Origin of the sequence: Paraburkholderia atlantica, assembly GCF_000092885.1 — a bacterium.
Classification (GTDB): domain Bacteria; phylum Pseudomonadota; class Gammaproteobacteria; order Burkholderiales; family Burkholderiaceae; genus Paraburkholderia; species Paraburkholderia atlantica.
Genome location: NC_014117.1, coordinates 3,071,357 through 3,095,959, shown reverse-complemented (window position 1 = coordinate 3,095,959; position 24,603 = coordinate 3,071,357). Strand labels below are relative to the sequence as shown.

General features: G+C 64.9%; 23 protein-coding genes. 9 read left to right on the top strand and 14 right to left on the bottom strand.

Translation table 11 applies throughout. The features are described 5' to 3' along the window. Positions 1 to 125 precede the first annotated feature (125 nt). From BC1002_RS13920 to BC1002_RS13895, 6 genes are all read right to left on the bottom strand, one after another. Positions 126 to 728, bottom strand: a complete 603-nt coding sequence (locus tag BC1002_RS13920) for a UbiX family flavin prenyltransferase (protein ID WP_013090662.1) — start codon at positions 726 to 728, stop codon at positions 126 to 128. Positions 729 to 768: 40 nt separating this feature from the next. After that, the gene (gene grxD / locus BC1002_RS13915; RefSeq protein ID WP_008918687.1) at positions 769 to 1,080 is read right to left on the bottom strand and encodes a Grx4 family monothiol glutaredoxin; all 312 of its coding nucleotides are present in this window, start codon (positions 1,078 to 1,080) and stop codon (positions 769 to 771) included. A 112-nt stretch (positions 1,081 to 1,192) separates the two neighbouring features. Then, complete coding sequence (prmC, locus tag BC1002_RS13910; protein WP_013090661.1) at positions 1,193 to 2,080, bottom strand: peptide chain release factor N(5)-glutamine methyltransferase; 888 nt, start codon at positions 2,078 to 2,080, stop codon at positions 1,193 to 1,195. Positions 2,081 to 2,090: 10 nt separating this feature from the next. Further along, positions 2,091 to 3,173 carry a peptide chain release factor 1 gene (gene prfA, locus BC1002_RS13905; protein WP_013090660.1) on the bottom strand — a complete coding sequence of 361 codons (1,083 nt, stop codon included), beginning with the start codon at positions 3,171 to 3,173 and terminating at the stop codon, positions 2,091 to 2,093. A 120-nt stretch (positions 3,174 to 3,293) separates the two neighbouring features. Further along, positions 3,294 to 4,580: a glutamyl-tRNA reductase gene (gene hemA, locus BC1002_RS13900; protein WP_013090659.1), complete on the bottom strand. Its 1,287-nt coding sequence runs from the start codon at positions 4,578 to 4,580 to the stop codon at positions 3,294 to 3,296. A 79-nt stretch (positions 4,581 to 4,659) separates the two neighbouring features. Continuing rightward, entirely contained in the window at positions 4,660 to 5,370 is a 711-nt protein-coding gene (locus BC1002_RS13895; RefSeq protein WP_013090658.1) for a response regulator transcription factor, read from the bottom strand. 229 nt (positions 5,371 to 5,599) lie between these two features. Here BC1002_RS13895 and BC1002_RS13890 point away from each other — a divergent pair, with 229 nt between their 5' ends. From BC1002_RS13890 to BC1002_RS13880, 3 genes are read left to right on the top strand one after another with little or no spacing between them, the layout of a single operon-like run. Next, a complete protein-coding gene (locus BC1002_RS13890) occupies positions 5,600 to 5,866 on the top strand; it encodes a hypothetical protein (RefSeq protein WP_013090657.1) in 267 nt (88 codons plus the stop codon). A gap of 18 nt (positions 5,867 to 5,884) precedes the next feature. Then, on the top strand, positions 5,885 to 7,699 hold the full coding sequence (locus tag BC1002_RS13885; protein ID WP_013090656.1) for an aminopeptidase P family protein: 1,815 nt from the start codon (positions 5,885 to 5,887) through the stop codon (positions 7,697 to 7,699). 34 nt (positions 7,700 to 7,733) lie between these two features. Then, positions 7,734 to 8,357, top strand: coding sequence for an HAD family hydrolase (locus BC1002_RS13880; protein ID WP_013090655.1), 624 nt, complete (start codon positions 7,734 to 7,736; stop codon positions 8,355 to 8,357). 14 nt (positions 8,358 to 8,371) lie between these two features. Here BC1002_RS13880 and BC1002_RS13875 read toward each other — a convergent pair whose 3' ends face one another. The 6 genes from BC1002_RS13875 to ugpB all read right to left on the bottom strand — a co-directional run bounded on the left by BC1002_RS13875 (position 8,372) and on the right by ugpB (position 15,904). Then, the gene (locus BC1002_RS13875; protein WP_013090654.1) at positions 8,372 to 9,496 is read right to left on the bottom strand and encodes a DUF748 domain-containing protein; all 1,125 of its coding nucleotides are present in this window, start codon (positions 9,494 to 9,496) and stop codon (positions 8,372 to 8,374) included. 164 nt (positions 9,497 to 9,660) lie between these two features. Beyond that, positions 9,661 to 11,325, bottom strand: a complete 1,665-nt coding sequence (ettA, locus tag BC1002_RS13870) for an energy-dependent translational throttle protein EttA (RefSeq protein WP_013090653.1) — start codon at positions 11,323 to 11,325, stop codon at positions 9,661 to 9,663. Between the two features lie 315 nt (positions 11,326 to 11,640). After that, complete coding sequence (locus BC1002_RS13865; RefSeq protein WP_013090652.1) at positions 11,641 to 12,729, bottom strand: sn-glycerol-3-phosphate import ATP-binding protein UgpC; 1,089 nt, start codon at positions 12,727 to 12,729, stop codon at positions 11,641 to 11,643. Between the two features lie 50 nt (positions 12,730 to 12,779). Then, complete coding sequence (gene ugpE / locus BC1002_RS13860; protein ID WP_013090651.1) at positions 12,780 to 13,625, bottom strand: sn-glycerol-3-phosphate ABC transporter permease UgpE; 846 nt, start codon at positions 13,623 to 13,625, stop codon at positions 12,780 to 12,782. Beyond that, a complete protein-coding gene (gene ugpA / locus BC1002_RS13855; protein WP_013090650.1) occupies positions 13,622 to 14,506 on the bottom strand; it encodes a sn-glycerol-3-phosphate ABC transporter permease UgpA in 885 nt (294 codons plus the stop codon). Before ugpA ends, ugpE begins: the two co-directional genes overlap by 4 nt. 72 nt (positions 14,507 to 14,578) lie before the next feature. Further along, the gene (ugpB, locus tag BC1002_RS13850; protein ID WP_013090649.1) at positions 14,579 to 15,904 is read right to left on the bottom strand and encodes a sn-glycerol-3-phosphate ABC transporter substrate-binding protein UgpB; all 1,326 of its coding nucleotides are present in this window, start codon (positions 15,902 to 15,904) and stop codon (positions 14,579 to 14,581) included. A 465-nt stretch (positions 15,905 to 16,369) separates the two neighbouring features. Here ugpB and BC1002_RS13845 point away from each other — a divergent pair, with 465 nt between their 5' ends. Further along, complete coding sequence (locus BC1002_RS13845) at positions 16,370 to 16,846, top strand: hypothetical protein (RefSeq protein WP_013090648.1); 477 nt, start codon at positions 16,370 to 16,372, stop codon at positions 16,844 to 16,846. A 78-nt stretch (positions 16,847 to 16,924) separates the two neighbouring features. Here the strand turns inward: BC1002_RS13845 and ychF are convergent, their stop codons facing one another. Then, complete coding sequence (gene ychF / locus BC1002_RS13840) at positions 16,925 to 18,019, bottom strand: redox-regulated ATPase YchF (protein ID WP_013090647.1); 1,095 nt, start codon at positions 18,017 to 18,019, stop codon at positions 16,925 to 16,927. Between the two features lie 274 nt (positions 18,020 to 18,293). On the opposite strand from ychF, the gene BC1002_RS13835 reads away from it, so the two are divergent. The 5 genes from BC1002_RS13835 to BC1002_RS13815 all read left to right on the top strand — a co-directional run bounded on the left by BC1002_RS13835 (position 18,294) and on the right by BC1002_RS13815 (position 23,565). Then, positions 18,294 to 18,656, top strand: coding sequence for a hypothetical protein (locus BC1002_RS13835; RefSeq protein WP_013090646.1), 363 nt, complete (start codon positions 18,294 to 18,296; stop codon positions 18,654 to 18,656). Between the two features lie 86 nt (positions 18,657 to 18,742). After that, positions 18,743 to 19,915, top strand: a complete 1,173-nt coding sequence (locus BC1002_RS13830) for a UbiH/UbiF family hydroxylase (RefSeq protein ID WP_013090645.1) — start codon at positions 18,743 to 18,745, stop codon at positions 19,913 to 19,915. Between the two features lie 200 nt (positions 19,916 to 20,115). After that, entirely contained in the window at positions 20,116 to 20,841 is a 726-nt protein-coding gene (locus tag BC1002_RS13825; RefSeq protein ID WP_013090644.1) for a DsbC family protein, read from the top strand. Between the two features lie 144 nt (positions 20,842 to 20,985). Next, positions 20,986 to 22,776: a M61 family metallopeptidase gene (locus BC1002_RS13820; RefSeq protein WP_013090643.1), complete on the top strand. Its 1,791-nt coding sequence runs from the start codon at positions 20,986 to 20,988 to the stop codon at positions 22,774 to 22,776. 192 nt (positions 22,777 to 22,968) lie between these two features. Continuing rightward, positions 22,969 to 23,565, top strand: a complete 597-nt coding sequence (locus BC1002_RS13815) for an FMN-dependent NADH-azoreductase (RefSeq protein WP_013090642.1) — start codon at positions 22,969 to 22,971, stop codon at positions 23,563 to 23,565. 122 nt (positions 23,566 to 23,687) lie between these two features. Here BC1002_RS13815 and BC1002_RS13810 read toward each other — a convergent pair whose 3' ends face one another. Beyond that, positions 23,688 to 24,512, bottom strand: a complete 825-nt coding sequence (locus BC1002_RS13810) for a uracil-DNA glycosylase (RefSeq protein ID WP_013090641.1) — start codon at positions 24,510 to 24,512, stop codon at positions 23,688 to 23,690. Between the last annotated feature and the right edge of the window lie 91 nt (positions 24,513 to 24,603).

Sequence of the window (24,603 nt, the reverse complement as noted above, 5' to 3'; positions counted from 1 at the left end):
GCGGCCGTGACAGCACGGCACGGAGAAATTGGGTTGCTACCAATATAGGTTCGCACACCAGTTTGATAAATGGGCGGGGGGGGAATTGATTGTGTCGCGCGCGTTGTTAATCTGCGTTGCCGCAGTTATTCCTGCGCTTCCCGCAGTCCTTGCCACGCCGGCGACAACGACGGTCCCAGCGCAAAAAGATCGAGCACGCGTGCGACCGTGTGGTCGACCATCTCGTCGATCGAAGCAGGCCGGTTATAGAACGCGGGCAGGGGCGGAAAGATCACTCCACCCATTTCGGTGACGGCCGTCATATTGCGCAGATGCGCGAGGTTGAACGGCGTTTCGCGCACCAGCAGCACGAGACGGCGACGCTCCTTCAGGGTGACGTCGGCGGCGCGGGTGATCAGGTTGTCGGCGAAACCGTGCGCGATGCTCGCGAGCGTTTTCATCGAGCAGGGCGCGACGATCATGCCATCGGTCGCGAACGAGCCGGACGCGATGCTCGCGCCGACGTCGCGAACCGAATGGACGACATCCGCGAGCGGATGCACGTCTTCTTTGCCCAACTGGAGTTCATGCTGGATGTTGAGCCAACCGGCGCTCGAAATCAGCAGGTGGCTCTCGACGCCGCCGAGCCGCCGTAACGTCTCGAGCAGCCGGATGCCGTAGATGGCGCCGGTGGCGCCGGTGATCGCGACGATCAGCCGGCGGGGCGCCGCGGTGCGTGCTTGCTGCATGGCTAGCGGCGCCTGATGATGCGAACGAACCGTAGAGCGCTCAGGCCGCGGCGAACAGCTGCTGCAGTTCGCCCGATTCGTACATCTCCATCATGATGTCCGAGCCGCCGATGAATTCGCCCTTCACGTAGAGCTGCGGAATGGTCGGCCAGTTCGAGAACACCTTGATGCCCTGACGGATTTCGTCGTCTTCGAGAACGTTGACGGTCTTGATTTCACCGACGCCGCACGCTTTCAGGATCTGGATGGCGCGGCCGGAAAAACCGCACATCGGGAACTGGGCCGTGCCCTTCATGAAGAGAACGACGTTGTTGCCGTCGACGATTTGCTTAATGCGTTGTTGCGTATCCATGACTGACCTTGCGGTTCCGATAAAGGATGGGAATAGGCTGAAATGATAGCGGATTTCGCTACGGGCGGCCGCAGCCGCGTCGCGCCTGGGGTTTTAGCATTGGCGACCGCGCTTAGGCCGCGGCGGCGCGCAACACGCCCCCGCTGATTCGCTCGATGCCGGCGAGATCGCGCTCTGAGCGGACCTCGGCGAAACCACGCGCGCCCAGCAACGCGCGCACGGCTTCGGCCTGGTCGTAGCCGTGCTCGATCCAAAGCACGCCATCGGCGGCGAGACGCTCGGGCGCGCCGGCGATGATCGCGCGGATCGCGCTGAGGCCATCGGCCTCGTCGGTGAGCGCGCCGCGCGGCTCGAAGCGCAGATCGCCTTCGGCGAGATGCGGGTCGCCGCTCGCAATATACGGCGGATTGCTGACGATCGCGTCGAAGCGCAGCGCGGTGTCGAGTGAGCCGTACCAGTCGCTGTGCAGGAACGTCACGGCGCCGCCGGGGCGCTTCGCGTCGAGCAGGCGCGCGCCGTTGCGCGCGGCGACGGCGAGCGCGTCGGCCGAGCGGTCGAGTGCCCAGACGTGGGCCTCGGGCCGCATCGACGCGATCGCCACCGCGATTGCGCCGGTTCCGGTGCCGAGATCGAGCACACGCGGGCGCGGCCGGGCTTCGATTGCCGCGAGCGCGGTCTCCACCAGCAGCTCGGTTTCGGGGCGCGGAATCAGCACGTGCGGCGTCACTTCGAATTCGAGCCCGAAGAACTCACGCGCGCCGACGAGTTGCGCAACCGGCTCGCCGGCCATGCGCCGCGCCTCCAGCGCGCGATAACACTCGACGCTCGCGCGCTCGAGCGGCTCCTCGCTGCGCGTGATCAGCTGCGTGCGCCGCCAGCCGAGCACATGCGTAAGCAGAATCCGCGCTTCGAGCGGCGGCAGCGGCGAAGCGCGCAAGAGCGCGTCGGCCGTCGCGGGCGGAGCGGCGGGGTCGAGCGGAACCGGGGAGGCGTCGGTCATTGCAGGGGCGTCAGTCCGCGTCGCCGAGCGAGGCCAGCAGTTCGGCCTGATGCTCGCTGACGAGCGCCGCGATCAGTTCTTCGAGATCGCCGTCCATGATCGCGTCGAGGCGATACAGCGTCAGGTTGATGCGGTGATCGGTGAGGCGCCCCTGCGGGAAGTTGTAGGTGCGGATGCGCTCCGAACGGTCGCCCGAACCGATCAGGTTCTTGCGCGTCGCCGCTTCCTTTGTTTGCTGCTCGTGCGTTTGCTTGTCCTTGATGCGCGCGGCGAGCACCTTCAGCGCTCGGTCCTTGTTCTTGTGCTGCGAGCGGTCGTCCTGACATTCGACGACGATGCCCGTCGGCAAGTGCGTGACGCGCACCGCGGAATCGGTCTTGTTGATGTGCTGGCCGCCCGCGCCCGACGCGCGGAACGTGTCGATGCGCAAATCGGCCGGATTGATCTCGACCTCGCCGATCTCGTCCGCTTCGGGCATCACCGCGACCGTGCAGGCAGACGTATGGATGCGGCCTTGCGTTTCGGTGGCCGGCACACGCTGCACGCGATGCCCGCCCGACTCGAACTTCAGCTTCGAATACGCGGCATCGCCGGCAATTCGCACGATGACTTCGCGATAGCCACCGAGATCCGATTCGCTCGCCGACATCATCTCGACCTGCCAGCGGTTGCGTTCGGCATAGCGCAGATACATGCGCAGCAGATCGCCAGCGAACAGCGCGGACTCGTCGCCGCCGGTACCGGCGCGGATTTCGAGGAAGATGTTGCGCTCGTCGTTCGGGTCTTTCGGCAGCAGCATTTTCTGCAGCTCGACGCCGAGCGTTTCCATACGATCGCGCGCCGCGCGGATTTCCTCTTCGGCGAAATCGCGCATCGACGCGTCGGCGAGCAGTTCCTGCGCGGTGGCCGCATCGTTCTGCGCCTGCCGCCAAAGCCCGTAATGCTCGACGACCGGGCCAAGCTCCGCGTGTTCGCGCGTGAGCTTGCGGTATTGGTCGAGGTTGGCGGTGATGTCCTCGCGGCTCAACAGGTCGTTCAGTTCGGCCAGCCGGGTGGTCAGCTGGTCGAGCTTGCGTTGCATGCTCGTTTTCATCGGGCGGGTAGCGGAGCGGACTCCGGAAAGGATGCGGCCAGGGGAACGGGCGAATGCCCGGGGCGGAAGCACTTCGCGAGCCACGGCGATGGCGTGCGGGGTGCGGCGAGCACTGCGCCGCTAACGCTCGGAAGAGCCGGAGTGTTTGTAGAAGCCGCTCATCAGCTCGATCAGCTTGTCGCGGTTGTCGCTACTCGCGCGGTTCAACGCGTGAGTAGGACCATGGATCAGCTTGTTGGTGAGCGACTGCGACAGTGCTTCGAGCACTGCGGCCGGGTCGTCGCCACGCGCGAGCATTTTCTGCGCGCGTTCGACTTCCGCGCGGCGCAGCGTGTCGGCCTGCGTGTGCATGTGGCGGATCACCGGCACGATGCTGCGCGCGTCGAGCCACTGCATGAAGTTCTGGACGCGCGTTTCGATGATCGCTTCGGCTTGCGCGACCGCGGCCTGGCGCGACGCATTGCCTTCGCGGACGATCGCGCCGAGGTCGTCGACGGTGTACAGGAACACGTCTTCGAGCTGGCCGGCTTCGGGTTCGATGTCGCGCGGCACTGCGAGGTCGACCATGAAAATCGGCCGGTGACGGCGCGCCTTGACCGCGCGCTCGACAGCGCCGAGACCGATGATCGGCAAAGTGGACGCCGTGCACGACACGATGATGTCGAATTCGTGCATCCGGGAGGGCAGTTCGGAAAGCGGAATGGCGCGGCCGTTGAAACGCTCGGCGAGCCGCATGCCGCGCTCGGCGGTGCGGTTCGCGACGACGAGTTCACGCGGATGTTGCGCGGCAAAATGCGTCGCGCAGAGCTCGATCATTTCGCCAGCACCGATGAACAGCACCCGCTGGTTCGAGATCTTGTCGAAAATGCGTTGGGCGAGGCGCACCGCGGCGGCGGCCATCGATACCGACTGCGCGCCGATTTCGGTGGTGCTGCGCACTTCCTTCGCAACGGCGAAGGTGCGCTGGAACAACTGATTCAGATAGGTGCCGAGGGCGCCGGCTTCGGAGGCGGTGCGCACCGCGTCCTTCATTTGTCCGACGATCTGCGTTTCGCCGAGCACCATCGAATCGAGCCCCGACGCGACGCGGAACGCATGGCGCACGGCTTCGGACTGCGGCAGCGCGTAGACGTGCGGCGCGAGTTCATCGATGGGGAGGTTATGGTACTTCGACAGCCACTGGACCGAAGCTTCGCGCGCGGCGAGGTCGTCGGTCGCGCAGTAGAGTTCGGTGCGGTTACAGGTGGACAGAATTGCCGCTTCCGGCGCATTGGGGGCCATGCGGCCCACCCAGATGCCTTTGAACGTATCCAGAGCGGGCTTGATCTGTTCGAGCGGAAACGCCACGCGTTCGCGCAAGGCGACAGGCGCAGTGTGATGGTTAATTCCGATCGTTAGAAGCTGCATTTGGGGGAGCTATCGTTCAGCCCTATATTATAGCGTTTTCACGATTCTCACATCCTGCACGCCGTATACCCCGCATGCGTCAGCTCTCGCCTGGCTGGGTCTCCGGCGGGATCGCGTCGAGCTGATAACCGTAACCATAGACCGGCGTCAGCGCGTAGCCAAGCTCCGGACGCAGTTGCAGCTTGCCGCGCACGCGCGACGCGTGGGTGTCGATGGTGCGCGACTTTACGTCGCGGCGGCGCGACCACACGGTTTCGAGAATATGCGCGCGCGACACCGGTCGCGCCAGATTGTTGAACAGCAGCAGCGCGAGGCGGAATTCCTTCGGCGTCAGGATGACGGTCAGCTCGCGGAAGGTCACGGCGAAATTCGCCGCGTCGAACGTATAGCCGCCGATCACGTCGCGCCGACGTTTGGGCGGCCGCCGCAGGCCCGCACGGCGCTGCAGCGCCTCGACCCGCGCGAGCATTTCAGGGCCGCGCACCGGTTTGCTGAGGCAGTCGTCGGCGCCGGCGTGCAGCGCGGCGACGATCTGGCATTCGCGCGGTGCCGCAATCAGCATCATGATGGGCAGGCCTGGCAGGATGGAACGCGCGCGCGGGATCACGTCTTCGGCGCAATGGTCGCCGGCCCAGCTTTCGGTGATCAGCAGGTCGAAAAATTCGTCGGTGGCGCGCTGCAGGAAGGTGGCGCTGGTGGTGAAGTGCAGGCATACGTGGCCGCCGGCGAAAATGAGCCGGTCGACCAGTTTGGCGTGTTGTAGGTCGGGTTCGATAAGGGCGATGCGCATGGCGCGGCGTCAGCCAGGCAACGAGCGGAGCGTGAGGCGTTTTCGTCAGGCTTGCAACTTGCCTAAGCACACCCCGACCCCTAAACTCAACCGCTATGCGGAAAGCGCCGTGCTGAACTTCTATAGTTTAAGAGCCCGAAATGCTAGCCTTGGCGGCTCCGTCGGCCTATGAGACGAATCCGAAATTGAACTTGCCCTGTTTCGGCACCCAATCCGGAGCCCACGCCTGATGGGTTGGCCAGGCATTCTCGTTCTCGGCGCCGTGATCGGTCTCGCGGGCTGGTGGTTGCACCCGCTGCGCCGGGCGAGCCGCGCGCGCTGGTGGGCCGCGCTGTTGGCCGGCGTGCTAGGCACGAGCATCGCGCGCATGGCCGGCAACGTGACGGGTCTTTTCCATGACGGCGACATGCTCGAATGGCCGGTATCCACCGCCGTCGCGCTCGTCGCCGTCGCCGTGACGGTCGGCCTGCTTTCGCGCCGGTCAATCCGTCGATGAATCCTTGCAGGTAACTCCATGAACGCCCGACTTCCCGAAACCTCCTCCATTCCCGAGCGCCTCGCGAGCCTGCGCGCCGCGATGGCGCGCGAAGGCATCGCCGCTTACCTCGTGCCGTCGGCCGATCCGCATCTGTCCGAGTATCTGCCGGGGCGCTGGCAAGGCCGCCAGTGGCTGTCGGGCTTCACCGGCTCGGCCGGCACGCTGATCGTCACCGCCGATTTCGCCGGCGTCTGGACCGACAGCCGCTACTGGGAGCAGGCGAGCGCGCAGCTCGCCGGCACCGGTGTCGAGCTGATGAAAATGACCGGCGGCCAGCTGACGACGCCGCATTTCGAATGGCTCGCGCAGAACGTCGCGAGCGGTGGCACGGTCGGTGTGGACGGCGCTGTGCTCGGCGTCGCGGCCGCGCGCGCGCTGAGTGCCGCGTTGAGCGCGCGCGGCGTGCAGCTGCGCACCGACGTCGACCTGTTCGACGCGATCTGGGCGCAGCGCCCGCCACTGCCCGCCGACGCCGTCTTCGAGCACGCCGCGCCGCAAGCGGGCGTCGCGCGCGCGGACAAGCTCGCGCAGCTACGCCGCGCGATGGCGGACAAAGGCGCGCAGTGGCACTTCATCTCGACGCTCGACGACCTCGCCTGGCTGCTGAACCTGCGCGGCGCCGACGTCAGCTACAACCCGGTGTTCGTCGCGCACGCGCTGATCGGCCTGGATCGCGTATCGCTGTTTATCGCCGACGGCAAAGTGTCGCCGGCGCTCGCCGACGTGCTCGCGCGCGATGGCATCAGCGTCGAGCCGTACGCCAAAGCCGCTGACGCGCTCGCCGCGCTGCCTGCCGGCAGCACGCTGCTGATCGACCCGCGCCGCATCACGTATGGCTCGCTGCAGGCGGTGCCGTCGTCGGTCAAGGTGGTCGAGGCGATCAATCCGTCCACGTTCCTGAAGTCGTGCAAGACCGCCGCCGATGCCGCGCACGTGCGCGACACGATGGAGCAGGACGGCGCGGCGCTCGCCGAATTCTTCGCGTGGTTCGAAAGCGCGCTGGGCCGCGAGCGCGTCACCGAACTGACGATCGACGAGCGTCTGACGGCCGCCCGCGCGCGCCGTCCCGGCTTCGTGTCGCTGAGCTTCGCGACGATCGCGGGCTTCAACGCGAACGGCGCGATGCCGCACTATCGCGCGACCGAGGAGTCGCATGCGGTGATCGAAGGCAACGGCCTGCTGCTGATCGATTCGGGCGGCCAGTACCTGAGCGGCACGACCGACATCACGCGCGTCGTCCCGATCGGCACGCCGAGCAACGAACAGCGCCGCGATTTCACCGTCGTGCTGAAGGGCATGATCGCGCTGTCACGCGCGCAATTCCCGCGTGGCATCCGCTCGCCGATGCTCGACGCGATTGCGCGTGCGCCGATCTGGCAGGCCGGCGCCGACTATGGCCACGGCACCGGTCACGGCGTCGGCTACTTCCTGAACGTGCACGAAGGCCCGCAGGTGATCTCGCACTACGCGCCGGCCGAACCGTGGACCGCGATGGAGGAGGGCATGATCACGTCGAACGAGCCGGGTCTGTATCGGCCGGGCAAGTGGGGCGTGCGTATCGAAAATCTCGTGCTGAACGTGGCCGCCGAAAAAACCGAATTCGGCGACTTCCTGAAGTTCGAGACGCTGACGCTGTGCCCGATCGACACGCGCTGTATCGAGCTGTCGCTGCTGCGCGACGACGAGCGAGCGTGGCTCAACGCGTATCACGAGACGGTGCGCGCGCGCCTCGCGCCGCATGTGTCGGGCGACGCAAAGGCGTGGCTCGAACTGCGCACACAACCTATCTGAGCGTAGCGGCGACCTTTCAAACGGAGCGTGGTGCATGGCGATCAAGGCAGTGGTGTTCGATTTCGGCGGCGTGCTGATCGACTGGAGTCCCGAGTACCTGTACCGCGAGCTGATTCCCGACGAATCGGAGCGCCGCTGGTTCCTCACGCACGTTTGCTCGATGGACTGGGTGATCCGCCAGGATGGCGGCCAGCCGATCGTCGAAGCCACCGACGAGCTGATCGCGCAGTTTCCCGATCACGCGCCGCTGATCCGCGCGTTCTACGAGCGCTGGCACCAGATGGTGGCGGGCGTGCTAGACGACGGCATCGCGCTGATGGAAAAGCTCGAAGCGGCCGAGGTGCCGCTCTTCGGGCTCACCAACTGGTCGGCCGAGACCTTCCCGTATGCGTGGGAACACTATCCTGTGCTGCGGCGCTTTCGCGACATCGTCGTGTCGGGGCGCGTGAAACTCGTGAAGCCCGACCCTGCGATCTTCGCGGAGATGCGCCGGCGCATCGAGTTGCAGTTGCCCGGCGTCGAGCCGGCCGAACTCGTCTTCATCGACGACAACGCGAAAAACGCCGAAGCCGCGACGGCGCTCGGCTGGCACGGCGTGCATCACACGAACGCCGCGCAAACGGAAGCAAAGCTGCGCGAGTTGGGTTTGCCGGTTTGAGCGGAGCGCTGCCCCTACTGTCCTAACAGATTCTTCAGCGCATTGCCGAGGCCTTTGACGGTCTCACCCGCACCCTTCGCGACGCCTTCGACGCTGACCCCGAGCGCCTTCGCAAACCCCTCGCCGATGCGCTTGAGGATCCCTTCGCGTACCGAGAACTTCGGATCGCGCAGATCGCCGTCGAGCACGAAATGCAGCGTGATGTTGCCGTCATGCGTCTTCAGCGCCGCGACGGCGGCGCGAGTCGGAATCGACATGAACGTCTCGAGCGGATTGTCGGTTTCGGCGAGTTGCAGATTGTGGACCGTCACCGTGCCGGGCGCGTGCAGGTGATAGTTGCGCACCGTCGATTCAATCGACAGATCGACGGTACCGCCCGTCACCTGCGCGCGTGCGCCGGCCTTCTTCAGCAGATACGGATCGAGCATCGCGACATCGACACCGTGCAGCGTGGTCGTGGTCTGCGAATCGCGGCTGGCGATCTTGATCCAACCGTCGAACGTCACGGTGCCGGTATGCGCCGGACCCTTCAGCGAGCCGCGAACGCTGACATTGGTCGGCTCGCTGAGCGACGGCAGATGCAGATTGTCGACGCTCGCGTTCGCGTTGCTGACCGTGACCTTGAAAGGCGGCGGCCCGACGCTCATGTCGTAGAAGTGGAAATTGCCGTGTTCGAAGCGGATACGGTCGACCAGTTTTTCGCGCGGGATCGGCGGCGCCGTGCCGGCGCCGCCCGGATGATCGCCGCGGTTCAGTGATTCGCGCAGGTTCGGCAGCAGATTCAGCGAACCGTCCTTCGTGCGTAGCACGGCCATGTCGAAGCCGCGCACGACGACCTCGCGAATATGCATGCGCCGCGCGATCAGGTCGCGCACATCGGGGGTGATCGTGATTTCGTCGGCGCGTAGAGGTTCGCCCGCCGGCCAGCCTGGCGGCGCCTTCAGCACGACGTGGGTCAGGTGTACCGAGGTGAGGCCGACATCGATACTATCGACGCTGCCGAGCGGCCCGAGCGCCGCGCTGACGCGATTCTTGACTTCCTGTTGCGCGAATTGCATCGCGCCGATCGTCATCAGAATCAACGCCAATAGCGTTCCGCCCACGACGACGATCCAGCGCCTGCCCTTCGACATCGCCATGCCTGTGTCTCCTCGTCACGGCGCCGCGCGTCGCGCGGCGCCGTGTTGACCGTCTGTCGTGTGCGCGGGACTTTAACGCGCGCCTGCATCAAGTGACGAATAGCAACGCGCATGCCCCGTGGCCCGTCCGGCATTGCGCCAAACAGGCCGGTGTGCCCCGCTCGTTAACGCGAGATCGGCTTGTAGCGCAGACGCTTCGGCCGCGCGCCCTCCTCGCCGAGACGCGCGCGCTTGTCCGCTTCGTATTCCTGGTAGTTGCCGTCGAAGAACGTGACTTGCGAGTCACCTTCGAACGCGAGGATATGCGTCGCGATACGGTCGAGGAACCAGCGATCGTGCGAGATCACGAGCACCGAACCCGCGAATTCGAGCAGCGCGTCTTCGAGCGCGCGCAGCGTTTCGACGTCGAGGTCGTTCGACGGTTCGTCGAGCAGCAGCACGTTGCCGCCCGCGATCAGCGTCTTCGCCAGGTGCAGACGACCGCGTTCGCCGCCGGACAGATTGCCGACGATCTTCTGCTGGTCGCCGCCCTTGAAGTTGAAGCGGCCGATATACGCGCGCGACGGCGTTTCGTACTTGCCGACCGTCAGCACGTCGGCGCCACCCGAGATTTCCTCGAACACGGTCTTGTTGGCCGCGAGCGCTTCGCGGCTCTGGTCCACGTAAGCGAGCTTGACGGTCGGGCCCTGCACGATTTCGCCCGAATCGGGTTGCTCACGGCCGGTCAGCATCCGGAACAGCGTCGACTTGCCGGCGCCGTTCGGACCGATGATGCCGACGATCGCGCCGGCCGGGATCTTGAAGCTGACGTTGTCGAGCAGCAGACGATCGCCGTACGACTTGCTGACGTTCTTGAACTCGATCACTTCATTGCCGAGGCGGTCGCCGACCGGAATGAAGATTTCCTGCGTTTCGTTGCGCTTCTGGTAGTCCTGGCTGTTCAGTTCCTCGAAGCGCGCGATACGCGCCTTCGACTTCGCCTGGCGGCCCTTGGGATTCTGGCGCACCCACTCGAGCTCCTTCTTGATCGCCTTCTGGCGCGCCGATTCCGACGCTTCTTCCTGCTTCAGGCGCTCTTCCTTCTGATCGAGCCAGCTGCTGTAGTTGCCCTTCCACGGAATGCCGTGGCCGCGGTCGAGTTCGAGAATCCACTCGGCGGCGTTGTCGAGGAAGTAGCGATCGTGCGTGACGGCGACCACGGTGCCCGGGAAGCGCGTCAGGAATTGCTCGAGCCATTCGACCGATTCCGCGTCGAGGTGGTTGGTCGGCTCGTCGAGCAGCAGCATGGCGGGCTTTTGCAGCAGAAGCTTGCACAGCGCGACGCGGCGCTTTTCGCCGCCCGACAGATGCTCGATCTTCGCGTCCCACGCCGGCAGGCGCAGCGCGTCGGCGGCGATTTCGATCTGCTGCTCGGCGCTGCCGTCGGTCGTCGCGAGGATCGCCTCGTACTTCGCCTGCTCGGCGGCGAGCGCGTCGAAGTCGGCGTCCGGCTCCGCGTAGGCCGCGTAGATTTCGTCGAGCTTCTTCTGTGCGTTGAACACGTCGCCGAGGCCTTCCTCGACCGCTTCACGCACGGTTTTCTGCGGATCGAGTTGCGGCTCTTGGGGCAGGTAGCCGATGTTCAGGTTCGGCATCGGCGTTGCTTCGCCTTCGATCTCGGTGTCCACACCAGCCATGATGCGGATCAGCGTCGACTTGCCCGAGCCGTTCAGGCCGAGCAGGCCGATCTTCGCGCCGGGGAAGAACGATAGCGAAATGTCTTTGAGGATCTGGCGCTTGGGCGGCACGATTTTGCCGACCCGGTTCATGGTGAAAACGTATTGGGCCATTTGCTTGCAGTAGACGTTGACGACGCCGGCCGCATGCGGGCGGGCAGTCGGGGTTGAATGGGTAATCGGTGTGAGGGCCGGGCGGAACACCCGGCGCCGGCCGGCGCGGCGTCGGATTCGACGACGCTGCCGCGCGCGGCATGTGGTTCAGGTGGCATTGTACTTCGCGGCGGGGGCCGGGCGGCAGGGACGGACCGGTGGCGGGCCGCGTCGTGCACCGGGTAGTGGGATATTTGCGCGCTCCATATCGCCGATCGTCGGAGCCATTGCGCGGCGCCGCCGTTCGTGAGCAGGCGGCGGCGTCCAGGCGCGGTGTCAGTTCGCGCGCCGTCCCGTCGCCGGGTCGAAAAAGTGCAGATGCTGCGCGGGCAACACGACTTGGAGCACCTCGCCGGCGGCCGGGCGATGCGCGTGCGGCAGCCGCGCTGTCACATCGTGCTTGCCCCAGCGGCCGTGCGCGAGATTGTCCGCGCCGAGAATTTCGCAGGAATCGACGGTGAGCGTCGCGGACGGTGCGTTGGCCGTGACCGGGCTCAGATGCTCGGGGCGAATGCCGAGCGTCCATTCACGGCCCGTCGCGACTTCGCGGCCGATCGACGGCACGCCCGCGAGCGGCAGCTTCGGGCCGTTGCCGGCGACGTCGAAGGTCGAGCCGTCGTCGGAAATGCGGCCTTCCAGCAGGTTCATGCCCGGCGAGCCGATGAAGCTCGCGACGAACACCGTGGCCGGCCGCTCGTAGACTTCGGTCGGCGCGCCGATCTGCTCGGCGTGGCCCTTGTTCATCACGATCACGCGTTGCGCCAGCGTCATTGCTTCGATCTGATCGTGCGTGACGTACAGGCTCGTGGTCTTGAGCCGCGCATGCAGGCGCTGGATTTCGAGGCGCATCTGCACGCGCAGACGCGCGTCGAGATTCGACAGCGGCTCGTCGAACAGAAACACAGCCGGTTCACGCACGATCGCGCGGCCCATCGCGACACGCTGCCGCTGACCGCCCGACAGCTCGCGCGGCTTGCGCTGCAGCAGCGCGCCGAGTTCGAGAATCTGAGCGGCGGCATCGACGCGCTTCGCGATCTGCGCGCGATCGACGCCCGCGATCTTCAGCGCGTAACCCATGTTCTCGGCCACGCTCATATGCGGATACAGCGCGTAGTTCTGGAACACCATCGCGATGTTGCGATCCTTCGGTTCCAGTTCGTTGACGACCTTGCCCGCGATCGAAATGCTGCCGTCGGAGATGCGCTCGAGGCCGGCGACCATCCGCAGCAACGTCGATTTGCCGCACCCGGACGGGCCGACCATCACGACGAATTCGCCGTCGGCCACGTCGACGTCGATGCCGTGCAGCACGAACTGTTTGCCGTCGTAGGTTTTCTTAACGCTTTGCAGAGTCAGTGCAGCCATGCCGTTCTAGCCTTTAATTTTGAGTGCTTGTCGCAGTCCGCGATGCCGGATCATTTTTCCGAATCCACGAGGCCGCGCACGAACCAGCGCTGCATCGTCAGCACCACGACGAGCGGCGGCAGCATCGCGAGCAGCGTGGCCGTCATCACCAGGTGCCATTCGGTCGCCGTATCGCCCGAGGCGATCATGCCTCTGATGCCGATCACCGCGGTGGTCAGCGACTGCTGGCTGGTGATCAGGATCGGCCACAGATACTGGTTCCAGCCGTAGATGAACGTGATCACGAAGAGGGCGGCCATTGTGGTGCGCGACAGCGGCAGCACCACGTCCCAGAAGAAGCGCAGCGCTCCGGCGCCGTCGATGCGCGCGGCTTCCATCAGCTCGTCCGGCAGGGTCTTGAAGAACTGGCGGAACAGGAACGTCGCGGTCGCCGACGCGATCAGCGGCAGTGTCAAACCGGTGTACGTATTGCTCAGATGCATCGACGACACCACCTGCACGGTCGGAAAAATCCGCACTTCGACCGGCAGCATCAGCGTGATGAAAATCAGCCAGAACGCGGCGGTGCGAAACGGAAAGCGAAAGTAGACGATCGCGTACGCGGAGATCATCGACACGGCGATCTTGCCGATCGCGATCACGAGCGCCATCACGAGGCTGTTGAGCAGCATGCGATTGAACGGCGCCGCCGCATTGCCGGTGCCCTGTGTCCAGATCGTGACGATGTTCTCGAACAGGTGCGTGCTCGGCACGAGCGATAGCGGCACCGTGAACACCTCGTGTTCGCTCATCGTCGCCGCGCAGAACGCGACGTACACCGGAAACACCACCAGCGCGACGCCGATGATCAGCACCGCGTGACAGAACAGGTCGAAACCGCGTCGGTTCTCGATCATGAGTATTGAACCCTGCGTTCGATGAAGCGGAATTGCACGACGGTCAGCGCGACGACGATGATCATCAGCACGACCGACTGCGCGCCCGAGCTGCCGATGTCGAGCCCCTGGAAGCCTTCGGCGAAGATCTTGTAGATCAGCGTACGGGTGGACTGGCCTGGCCCGCCGCCGGTCGCCGCGTCGATCACGGGGAAAGTGTCGAAGAACGCGTAGGTGATGTTGATCACCAGCAGAAAGAACGTGGTCGGCGACAGCAGCGGCAGCGCGATGCCGAAGAAGCGCCGCACCGGACCGGCGCCGTCGATCGCGGCCGCTTCGATCAGCGAGCGCGGAATCGCCTGCAGCCCCGCATAGAAGAACAGGAAGTTATAGCTGATCTGCTGCCAGACCGATGCGAGGACGACGAGGAACATCGCCTGACCGGGGTTCAGCGCGTGATTCCACACGAGGCCGTATTTCGCGAGCGCATACGTAACGAGGCCGATGCTCGGGTTGAACAGGAACGACCACAGCACCGCGGCAATCGCGGGCGCGACCGCGTACGGCCAGATCAGCAGCGTTTGATAGGCCTTCGCGCCGCGCGTCACGCGATCCGCGCAGACCGCGAGCAACAGGGAGATCACGAGGCCCGACACGGTGACGAGCGTGCAGAACACGATCGTCGTATTGAACGACGCGAGATATAGAGGATCGGCGAATAGCTGCTTGAAGTTCGCGAGTCCGACGAACTCGCTCGATGTACCGAACGCGTCCTGAGTTTGTGTCGATTGCCAGAGCGCGACGCCGGCCGGCCATAGGAAGAACACCAGCGTGATGATCAGCTGCGGCGCGACGAGCAGGTAGGGCAGTGCGCTGGTGCCGAAGTAAGAGCGCTTATCCATCGGGATTTCCAGAGTGTGCTGCAACGACGGATTCCGGCGCTCCCGCGCCGGAACCGTGCCAGCAGGCGATGCTTAGTTACCGGCCTTCTCGAAGCGGCGCAGCAGGTCGTCGCCACGCGAGACGGACGAATCGAGCGCCTGTTGCGGCGTCTTCTTCTCAGCCCACACCTGTTCGAGTTCCTCGTCGATCACGGTGCGGATCTGCGGCATGTTGCCCAGACGCAGACCCTTCGTGAACGGCAGAGGCGGCTTGTTCAGCATCTGGCGGATCGCGGTGTCGCTGCCCGGGTTCTTGTCGTAGAAGCCCTGCTGGCGCGTCAGGTCGTACGCGGCGGTCGTGATCGGCAGATAGCCGGTGTCCTGATGCCACTTTGCGGCGACCGGCGCCGTGGCCAGATACGCGAGGAACTGCGCGACGCCCTTGTAGACGGCCGGGTCCTTGCCCGACAGCACCCACAGGCTTGCCCCGCCGATGATCGCGTTCTGCGGCGCGCCCTTCACGCTGTCGTCGTACGGCATCATGCCGGTGCCGAAGTTGAACTTCGCGTATTTCTTGATCGTCGCGAGCGAGCCCGACGAGTTCGTGATGATGCCGCAGTCGCCGCTATAGAACTTCGACACCGGTTCGTCCTTGCGGCCCACATAGGTGAAGGTGCCGTCCTTCGCCATGTTCTGCAGGAACTGGATGTGCGCGACCTGCAGCGGCTTGTTGAATTCGAGCTGCGCATCCATGCCGTCGAAGCCGTTGTTACGCGACGCGAACGGCGCCGCATGCCACGCGCTGTAGTTCTCGAGCTGAATCCAGCTCTGCCAGCCCGACGAGTAGCCGCACGACATGCCCGAGGCCTTCAACTTCTGCGCATCGGCGTGCAACTCGGCCCAGGTCTTCGGCGGCTGGTTCGGATCGAGGCCGGCCTTCTTGAACGCATCCTTGTTGTAGTACAGCACCGGCGTCGAGCTGTTGAACGGCATCGAGATCAGTTCGCCGGTTTTCGAGTCGCTGTAATAGCTGGCGATGGTCGGCACGAAGGCCTTCTGGTCGAGCGGCACGCCCGCGTCCTTGAATACCTGCGTGACCGGGACGATGGCTTTCTTCGCCTGCATCATCGTCGCGGTGCCGACTTCGTAGACCTGCAGGATCGCCGGTGCGTTGCCGCTGCGATAGGCGGCGATGCCGGCGGCGAGAGTCTGGTCGTAGGTGCCCTTGAAAACGGGCACGATCTTGTAGTCGCTCTGCGATTTGTTGAAGTCGTTCGCGATGTCGTTCAGACGTTCGCCCAGGGCGGCTTCCATCGCATGCCAAAACTGGATTTCGGTCGCGGCATGAGCCGCCTGGCTGACGGCGAAGCTCAATACAGCGGCGACGGATAGTGAACGGAACAGCGGCTTGTAATTCATCGATTTATCTCCTGTTCGTAAGGGCGCGGACGCGAATCGCGCGATTCTAGTTGTGTTCGATGACATTCCGGCGTCGGATGCCGTGCGGCGCGGACCATGGGTGGCGGCGCGCCGGAAGCCGAAATTTAGCATTGGCTGTCACGGAAAGGAAATAAATGGCCGGTGGTTCGGGAGGATCGCGGGCGATTCAAAGCCTGGCGAGGTGCCGCATGGATGTGTTCCGCGACCATTACTTTTGACATTCGCCCATCTGTCTATGCCGTAAGCTCGAGCGCTCGAACTGGTATTGAGTGTCTAACATGATGGCGCGGGCAAAAACAATCCCGTTATGCAGGCGGTCCGATCCGTTGGGCCGATACCGGAAGGTCATCCGGGTAGCGCGTCGAACGGATGCATCGTCATTTCGGACCGCATCGTCCGCGAACGAGTCTCGTCAAGTGGTGACCGACAGCTTCGGGTAGAACGATGAAAAAACTTCTTGCGGTCATGAACTTGGTGTGTGCGTCAGGAGCAGTGGGGGCCGTGCAAGGCAACACTCCTGCTGAGGTATCGGCGGCGATTGGCCGGCAAGGGGCGGGCGCGTTTCTCAGGTCGCTGGACGAAGCAGCTGTCGATCGGCTTTTCGAACGGATCGGAACAGGTCGCGCAGATTGGGTTGCACTTGCGCCCAAACTGGCCGTAGCGGCCGACGGCGCGAACGCGGAAGGTTTAGGAATCGCTTTTGCCTATGCGTTGCCGAGGAATCCCGCTGCTGTGTCGAAGGTCGTAGACCCGGTCCAGGGCGATAGCCACATTCTGGCGATATCCCGTGTGTGCGGCATTCCGTTTATTGAAGATGCGCCGAAAAACTACAAGTCCAAAACATTGCACGCTGTCTCGGCCGTCACCACTGCAAATCCGCACATCAATGCCCGTTGTCTCGACGCGTTGCGCACGTCGTAGCGCGCAATCAAAAAAGGCCCGCAACCCTGGAGGGTTCGCGGGCCTTACTCGCGCAGCGCAGTGTGCGCCGCTTCGCGCTTACACGTTGAACAGGAAGTTCATCACGTCGCCATCGTGCACGACGTACTCCTTGCCTTCCGCGCGCATCTTGCCGGCTTCCTTCGCGCCTTGTTCACCCTTGTAGGTAATGTAGTCGGCGAAGCTGATCGTCTGCGCGCGGATGAAGCCGCGCTCGAAGTCGGTGTGGATCGCGCCGGCCGCCTTCGGCGCCGTATCGCCGATGTGGATCGTCCACGCGCGCACTTCCTTCACGCCGGCCGTGAAGTAGGTGTGCAGGCCGAGCAGCTTGTAGCCCGCGCGGATCACGCGGTTCAGGCCCGGCTCTTCCATGCCCATGTCGGCGAGGAAGACTTCCATGTCGGCTTCGTCGAGGTCGGCGATGTCCGCTTCGACCGCCGCGCACACGGCCACGACCGGCGAGCCTTCCGCGGCCGCGAACTTCATGACCGCGTCGAGGTGCGGATTGTTCTCGAAGCCGTCTTCCTTCACGTTGGCGACATACATCGTCGGCTTCGCGGTGATCAGGCAGAAGGGCTTGAGCGTGGCCTTTTCTTCATCGCTCAGATCGAGCGCGCGGACCGGCTTCGCCTGGTCGAGTTGCGCGCGCACCTTCTCCAGCACCGCCGCGTTCTTCACGGCTTCCTTGTCGTTGCCAGACTTGGCCGCCTTGGAATAGCGCGCGAGCGCCTTTTCGACGGTGCCGAGGTCGGCAAGCGCGAGTTCGGTGTTGATCACCTCGATGTCCGACAGCGGATCGACCTTGTTCGCGACGTGAATCACGTTGTCGTCCTCGAAGCAGCGCACGACGTGCGTGATCGCATCGGTTTCGCGGATGTTCGCGAGGAACTGGTTGCCGAGGCCTTCGCCCTTGCTCGCGCCGGCCACCAGACCCGCGATATCGACGAACTCGACCACCGCCGGCAGGATGCGCTCCGGCTTGACGATTTCGGCAAGCGCCTTCAGACGGGTGTCCGGAACCTCGACGATGCCGACGTTCGGCTCGATCGTGCAGAACGGGTAGTTCTCAGCGGAGATGCCCGCCTTCGTGAGTGCGTTGAACAGGGTGGACTTGCCGACGTTAGGCAGGCCGACGATGCCGCATTGGAGGCTCATGGAAATCCTTCAGTGAATCAGTAGGTTGCGTGATGCGCTCGACGCTGCGCGCGGATTCGGAAAGCCTTCGCGTAAGGTGGGGTGCGGCAGGCTCAGCGGAGCGGACAAGTCACCGAATCGGGGCGTTGGCTCGACGATTGAGTGCGAGTTTTCACGAAAAATGCAATTGTAACCCGTTCGCCCGCGCGTACCGGGCGGCGCATTTGCGCATAGCCACTGTAGAATCGTCAGTTCAGAGCCGGTAGAGCTCCATTTCCGGGGGGCCAGCGTGCGAATGATGAGATGGGTCGGGATCGGCGTCGCCGCCGCGATCGTGGTCGGCGTGGTCGCTGCATGGGTCGCTCCGAATTTCGACGAAGCGCAGGCCACCACAGACCGTCAGACGATCGACTGTTTGTCGACCCACCTGTCGCACGAAGACCGCGCCGACATCGCGCGGTTCGCGGATAAGAACGACTACGACTCGCTGTGGAGCGTGTTCGACCGCGTGTTCCCCGACTGCGCGGTACGCAGCGATCAGCGCGATCGCAAGGCCGAGCTCGAGGCGGCCGCATGGCGCAACCTCTCGTCCGATCGCGACTTCATGCGCATGCGCGAGGCGAATGCGGCGCTCGCGGCGAGCGCCGCGACGCGTTAGCACGAGCCATCGGGGGCCCGCCCACCGAGCCTGAATGCCGCGCCCGTCGATCCGTCCCCCGCACCCCCCGCGGCTATAATGCGCGCATGAACGCACACCACCAGACCTTTGATGCCGCCGTGATCGGCGGCGGGCTCGTCGGCAAGACCGCGGCGCTCGCGCTCACGCAAGCCGGACTGCGCGTCGCACTGCTCGCGCAGCCTTGTGCGGCGCTGCCCGCCGGTGCTGCCTTCGACTCGCGCGTCTATGCGTTGTCGTCGAGTTCGCAGGCCTTGCTCGAACGGCTGCGGGTCTGGCAGGCGCTCGATCACTCACGGCTCGGTCCCGTCTACGACATGCGCGTCTACGGCGACGCGCACGCCGAACTGCATTTCTCCGCGTTTCAGGCATCGGTGCCGCAGCTTGCGTGGATCGTCGAGTCGTCGGTGATCGAGCGCGCGCTCGATGCCGCGCTGCGCTTCCAGCCGAACCTCACGTGGATCGACACGCGCGCGCAGGCTCTCGATTTCTCCGTCGACAGCGCGAGCGTCGGCCTCGCGAACGGCAACGTGCTCGAAGCGGATCTGGTAGTCGGCGCGGACGGCGCGCACTCGTGGGTGCGCGCGCAGATCGGCTCGAAGATGGTGCGGCGCGACTACCGGCAGATCGGCGTCGTCGCCAATTTCAAGGCTGCCAAGCCGCACGGCGAAACCGCGTACCAATGGTTCCGCGACGGCGAGATCATCGCGTTGCTGCCGATGCCGGACGGCCACGTGTCGCTAGTCTGGTCGGCCCGCACCGAACACGCTGAGCAATTGCTCGCGCTCGATCCCGAGCGGCTCGCCGCGGAAGTCGAGCACGTGAGCGGCGAGCAGTTCGGCGCGCTCGAGTGCGTGACGCCCGCGCAGGGCTTCCCGCTCGCGTTGCAGACCGTGGACCGGCTGGTCGCGCCGCGTGTCGCGCTGGTCGGCGATGCCGCGCATCTGATCCACCCGCTGGCGGGGCAGGGCATGAACCTCGGCTTGCGCGACGTCGCCGCGCTAGCGAGCACGATCGGCGGAAAGGAGTCGTTTCGCGATCTCGGCGACATGGTGCTGCTGCGTCGCTATGAACGCGCGCGTCGCGAAGACATTCGCGCGCTGATGATCGCCACCGACGGCCTGCAGAAACTGTTTTCGGTCCCCGGTCCGCTCGCGCGCGCCGTGCGCAATACCGGCATGGCGTTCGTCGGCGCGCAGCCATTCATCAAGCGCTGGCTCGTGTCGGCCGCGCTGGGGTAAACCGCAACGAGGCGTCGTGCGGATAGCCGATGGTCGGTCACGGGCGCCCGGGACAGGTATCATGACCGCATCGACGCGCTGCGAACCGCAATCCGACCCCGGTCGAACCTGATCGAGCCTGATTGAACCGATAGCGGCCAAAGCGCGCGGCCGGAACGTAACAAACGCGCAGATGCGCGAATGACCCCCAGGACTCCAGCATGAAAAAGACCTTCCGCATCGCCGCCGCCGCGCTCGCGATTGCTGCCGCCACGCTCGGCTGCTCGGCGCAGGCCGACCAGACCACCGACAAGCTCAAAGCCACCCTGCAAAGCCGTCTGTCCGACGTGACGATCAAGGGCGTGTCGAAGACGCCGATCGCGGGCCTGTACGAAGTGAACCTCGGCACGCAGATCATCTACAGCGATGCGAGCGGTGACTACCTGATGCTCGGCGACATGGTGGACTCGAAGACGCGCAAGAATCTGACCGAGGCGCGCCTGTCGGAAACCAACCGCATCGACTTCGCGAGCCTGCCGCTCGGCAACGCGGTGAAGGTCGTGCGCGGCAACGGCGCGCGCAAGATCGCGGTGTTCTCCGATCCGAACTGCCCGTACTGCAAGCAGCTCGAAAAATCGCTGCAGTCAATCGACAACGTAACGGTCTACACCTTCCTGTACCCGGTGTTGTCGCCTGATTCGACGGCCAAGTCGAAGTCGATCTGGTGCTCGGCCGACCGCGCGAAGGCGTGGGAATCGTGGATGCAGGACCGTCAGGCGCCGACCGCCGCCGCCACCTGCGACACCGCCGCGATCGACAAGAACCTCGCGCTCGGCCGTTCGATGAACGTGGAGGGCACGCCGACGGTGTTCCTCGCCGACGGTCGCCGTTTGCCAGGTGCCGTGCCGGCCGACCGGCTCGACAAGGAACTGTCCGCGGTGCACTGAGCAGCGCGCTGCACGCAGCGCCACGCACGCCTGAGGCGCGCGACAGATGCAGTTTCAACCGAAAGGAGGCGCACGCAGCGCCTCCTTTCGCATCGAGCCTCGAACTTCTTCGCCTCACTCCCCTGACACTCCCAAACGCCGCCGATGAAGCCGATCCGCTACACCATCGTTCCGAGTAACCCCGCCGCCCACCTGTTCCAAGTCACCGTGACCGTCGCCGATCCCGATCCGGCCGGCCAGCGTTTCATGCTGCCGGTATGGATTCCGGGCAGCTACATGGTGCGCGAATTCGCGCGCAACATCGTGACGCTGCGCGGGGTCAACGAAGCGGGCCGCAAGGTGCGCGTCGAGAAGATCGACAAGCACACGTGGCAGGCCGCGCCGGTCAAGGGCGCCTTGACGCTGCGCTACGAGGTGTACGCCTGGGACATGTCGGTGCGCGCCGCGCATCTGGACGACACCATCGGTTTTTTTAATGGCACGAGCGTGTTCCTGTCGCCGCTCGGCCATGAAGACGCGCAGTGCGTGGTCGATATCCAGAAGCCTCAAGGTGCCGCGTATCGCGACTGGCGTGTCGCGACCGCGCTGGCGGAAGCGCGCGGCACTAAGCGCTACGGTTTCGGCGAGTATCGCGCGCTGAACTACGACGAGCTGGTCGACCATCCGGTGACGCTCGGCGAGTTCGCGCTCGCGACGTTCAAGGCGCACGGCGTGCCGCACGACGTCGTGATTGCTGGTCGTGTGATCGGGCTCGACATGGAGCGGCTGTGCAACGATCTGAAGCGCATTTGCGAGGCGCAGATCGCGTTGTTCGAGCCGAAATCGAAGAAGGCGCCGGTCGAGCGCTATGTGTTCATGACGCAGGCCGTCACCGACGGCTACGGCGGACTCGAGCATCGCGCGTCGACCGCGCTGATCTGCAATCGCACCGATCTGCCGGTGCAGGGCCGCGACGCGATGAGCGAGGGGTATCGGACCTATCTCGGTCTATGCAGCCACGAGTATTTCCACACATGGAATGTGAAGCGGATCAAGCCGGCCGTGTTCGCGCCGTATGACCTCGGCGTCGAAAACTACACATCGCTGCTGTGGCTGTTCGAGGGCTTCACGTCGTATTACGACGACCTGATTCTCGTGCGCAGCGGCGTGATCTCGCAGGACGACTATTTCGGCCTGCTCGGCAAGGTGATCGGCGGCGTGCAGCGCGGCAGCGGGCGCCTTAAGCAGAGCGTCGCCGAAAGCTCGTTCGACGCATGGGTCAAGTACTACCGGCAGGACGAGAATGCGCCGAACGCGATCGTCAGCTATTACACGAAGGGCTCGCTGATCGCGCTCGCGTTCGATCTGACGATCCGTGTGCAGACCGGCAACCAGAAATCGCTCGACGACGTGATGCGTCTGCTGTGGAAGCGCTTTGGCCGTGATTTTTATCGCGGCAAGCCAGTGGGCGTCGACGAAAGCGAGATCGAGGCGATTTTTGCGGAAGCGAGCGGCGCGGAACTCGCCGAACTGTTCGCCGAGGGCGTGCGCGGCACGCGCGACCTGCCGCTCGACGCGTTGCTCGCGCCGTTCGGCATCACGCTCGCGCCGGACGCCGACAAGAACGGCAAGCCGTCGCTCGGCGTGCGGTTGCGCGGCGGCGCTGACTGCGCGCTCGCGACGGTGCACGAGGGCAGCGCCGCGCAGAAAGCGGGCCTTTCCGCTGGCGACGTGCTGATCGCGCTCGATGGCCTGCGCGTGACCGGCGGGAATATCGATGCTCTGCTGGCGCGCTACCAGCCGGGCGCAAAGGTCGAGGTGCACGCGTTCCGCCGCGACGAGCTGCGGGTCGCACAGGTGAAGCTCGACGGTCCCGAAGTGGCGCGCTACAAGCTTACGGTCAGCGATCGCCGTCCCGCCGCGCGCAAAGCCCTGGAGCGCTGGCTGACGAAGTGATCGGCGGGGTGGTGGGCCGCACCGGGCGGTCCACCCATCGTCGCCCGTCTCGGCGTCAATCGGCGGAGGAGGGTAGTCGATTGTCCCACCCATGCAACAATCCGTCGCCGCCGGACGGCTTTTTCGCCGGTCGTTAAAAAAACACAATGGCTCCACTCGCGCAACACTGCGCGCCCTCTACTGGAGTCAACCATGACCACGATCCTGCAAATCAACTCGGCAGCCCGTTCGCAAGGCGCGAACTCGACGCTTCTCGTCAACGAACTGACCGAAAAGCTGCAACAGTCGAATCCGGGCGCGCAAGTCGTCGTCCGTAACCTGCAAGCCGAACCCCTGCCGCATCTCGACGACGCCGTGCTCGGCGCGTTCTTCACGCCTGCCGAGCAGCGTACGCCGGAACAAGCCGAGATCGCCGCTCGCAGCGAAGCGCTGATTGCTGAACTGCAAGCCGCCGATGTCATCGTGATCGGCGCGCCGATGTACAACTTCGGCATCTCGTCGCAACTGAAGACGTACTTCGACTTCATCGCGCGTGCGGGCATCACGTTCCGCTACACCGCGAACGGTCCGGAAGGCCTCGTGACGGGCAAGAAGGTCCACGTCGTGTCGGCGCGCGGCGGCAAGTATCTGGGCACGCCGAACGATAGCCAGACGCCGTATCTGAAGAGCTTCCTCGGCTTCCTCGGCATGACCGACGTGAACTTCATCTACGCCGAAGGCCTGAACATGGGCCCGGACGCCGCGACCGCCGCGCTGAGCTCGGCACGCGAAGCGATCGCCGCGGTTTAAGCGGGTCCGCCTGCCTTGTGCCGCCTGGATGCGGCGCAAGCGGTGAAATAAAAAACGCCACGGAGGGGTTCACCCTCCGTGGCGTTTTCGCTTTGTATCGCCATCCTCCGAAGGCGACGCTGTCACGCAAGCATTTGCGCGTCGTCCGGCAGACGCCAGTCGATCGGCTCCCGGCCGTGCTGCAGCAGATATTCGTTCGCCTTCGCGAAATGGCCGCAACCGAGAAAGCCGCGATGCGCGGACAACGGCGACGGATGCGGCGCCTCCAGCACATAGTGCGATTTGCCGCCGAGCAGCGCGCGCTTGGCCTGCGCATGCGCGCCCCACAGCATGAACACGAGGTTCCGATGCCGCGTCGCGAGTTCGTGGATCAGCGTGTCCGTGCATTTTTCCCAGCCGCGTTTTGCGTGGCTCGCGGCACTGTCGCGCTCGACGGTCAGCACCGTGTTCAGCAGCAGCACGCCCTGTCTGGCCCAGCTGTCGAGGCAACCGTGCTGCGGCGTTGCGTGACCGAGACTCGCGGCGATTTCCTTGAAGATGTTGCGCAGCGACGGCGGCGGCCGCACGTGGGGCGCGACCGAAAACGCGAGACCGTGCGCCTGCGGCGTGCCGCGGTCTTCGCCGTGGTACGGGTCCTGGCCGAGGATCACGACCTTCACTTCGTCGGGACTCGTCAGGCGCAGCGCGCGGAACACGTCGGCCGGATAGATGGTTTTGCCGGCGGCACGCTCGCCGTCGACGAAGCGGCACAGCGGCGCGTAACTGTCGCTGTCGATGAAGGGTTTCAAATGCGCGCGCCAGGCCGCCGGCAGCGCGGCGAATTGAGCTTCGAGCGTGGGCGGGGCGGCGGTGGTGGTGTCCGCCGAGGCTGCGGCGGGAGCTGGGGCGGCATCGTCGAACAACGATGCCTGCGGCGAACTGGAGCGGGTACGGGTAGCGGAGGTCATGGCGGGGAAGTGTCGCAGCAAACGCTGGCTAGCTCAAGCTGCGACAAGCAAGCGCATGAGGTGCCGCGGGTTTCGGGCAACCCGCGCCCAT

Bases quoted from the DNA above. Each gene is read 5' to 3' on its own strand.
- BC1002_RS13920 (WP_013090662.1), bottom strand. From the start codon at position 728: ATGCAGCAAGCACGCACCGCGGCGCCCCGCCGGCTGATCGTCGCGATC.
- grxD (WP_008918687.1), bottom strand. From the start codon at position 1,080: ATGGATACGCAACAACGCATTAAGCAAATCGTCGACGGCAACAACGTC.
- prmC (WP_013090661.1), bottom strand. From the start codon at position 2,080: ATGACCGACGCCTCCCCGGTTCCGCTCGACCCCGCCGCTCCGCCCGCG.
- prfA (WP_013090660.1), bottom strand. From the start codon at position 3,173: ATGAAAACGAGCATGCAACGCAAGCTCGACCAGCTGACCACCCGGCTG.
- hemA (WP_013090659.1), bottom strand. From the start codon at position 4,580: ATGCAGCTTCTAACGATCGGAATTAACCATCACACTGCGCCTGTCGCC.
- BC1002_RS13895 (WP_013090658.1), bottom strand. From the start codon at position 5,370: ATGCGCATCGCCCTTATCGAACCCGACCTACAACACGCCAAACTGGTC.
- BC1002_RS13890 (WP_013090657.1), top strand. From the start codon at position 5,600: ATGGGTTGGCCAGGCATTCTCGTTCTCGGCGCCGTGATCGGTCTCGCG.
- BC1002_RS13885 (WP_013090656.1), top strand. From the start codon at position 5,885: ATGAACGCCCGACTTCCCGAAACCTCCTCCATTCCCGAGCGCCTCGCG.
- BC1002_RS13880 (WP_013090655.1), top strand. From the start codon at position 7,734: ATGGCGATCAAGGCAGTGGTGTTCGATTTCGGCGGCGTGCTGATCGAC.
- BC1002_RS13875 (WP_013090654.1), bottom strand. From the start codon at position 9,496: ATGGCGATGTCGAAGGGCAGGCGCTGGATCGTCGTCGTGGGCGGAACG.
- ettA (WP_013090653.1), bottom strand. From the start codon at position 11,325: ATGGCCCAATACGTTTTCACCATGAACCGGGTCGGCAAAATCGTGCCG.
- BC1002_RS13865 (WP_013090652.1), bottom strand. From the start codon at position 12,729: ATGGCTGCACTGACTCTGCAAAGCGTTAAGAAAACCTACGACGGCAAA.
- ugpE (WP_013090651.1), bottom strand. From the start codon at position 13,625: ATGATCGAGAACCGACGCGGTTTCGACCTGTTCTGTCACGCGGTGCTG.
- ugpA (WP_013090650.1), bottom strand. From the start codon at position 14,506: ATGGATAAGCGCTCTTACTTCGGCACCAGCGCACTGCCCTACCTGCTC.
- ugpB (WP_013090649.1), bottom strand. From the start codon at position 15,904: ATGAATTACAAGCCGCTGTTCCGTTCACTATCCGTCGCCGCTGTATTG.
- BC1002_RS13845 (WP_013090648.1), top strand. From the start codon at position 16,370: ATGAAAAAACTTCTTGCGGTCATGAACTTGGTGTGTGCGTCAGGAGCA.
- ychF (WP_013090647.1), bottom strand. From the start codon at position 18,019: ATGAGCCTCCAATGCGGCATCGTCGGCCTGCCTAACGTCGGCAAGTCC.
- BC1002_RS13835 (WP_013090646.1), top strand. From the start codon at position 18,294: ATGATGAGATGGGTCGGGATCGGCGTCGCCGCCGCGATCGTGGTCGGC.
- BC1002_RS13830 (WP_013090645.1), top strand. From the start codon at position 18,743: ATGAACGCACACCACCAGACCTTTGATGCCGCCGTGATCGGCGGCGGG.
- BC1002_RS13825 (WP_013090644.1), top strand. From the start codon at position 20,116: ATGAAAAAGACCTTCCGCATCGCCGCCGCCGCGCTCGCGATTGCTGCC.
- BC1002_RS13820 (WP_013090643.1), top strand. From the start codon at position 20,986: ATGAAGCCGATCCGCTACACCATCGTTCCGAGTAACCCCGCCGCCCAC.
- BC1002_RS13815 (WP_013090642.1), top strand. From the start codon at position 22,969: ATGACCACGATCCTGCAAATCAACTCGGCAGCCCGTTCGCAAGGCGCG.
- BC1002_RS13810 (WP_013090641.1), bottom strand. From the start codon at position 24,512: ATGACCTCCGCTACCCGTACCCGCTCCAGTTCGCCGCAGGCATCGTTG.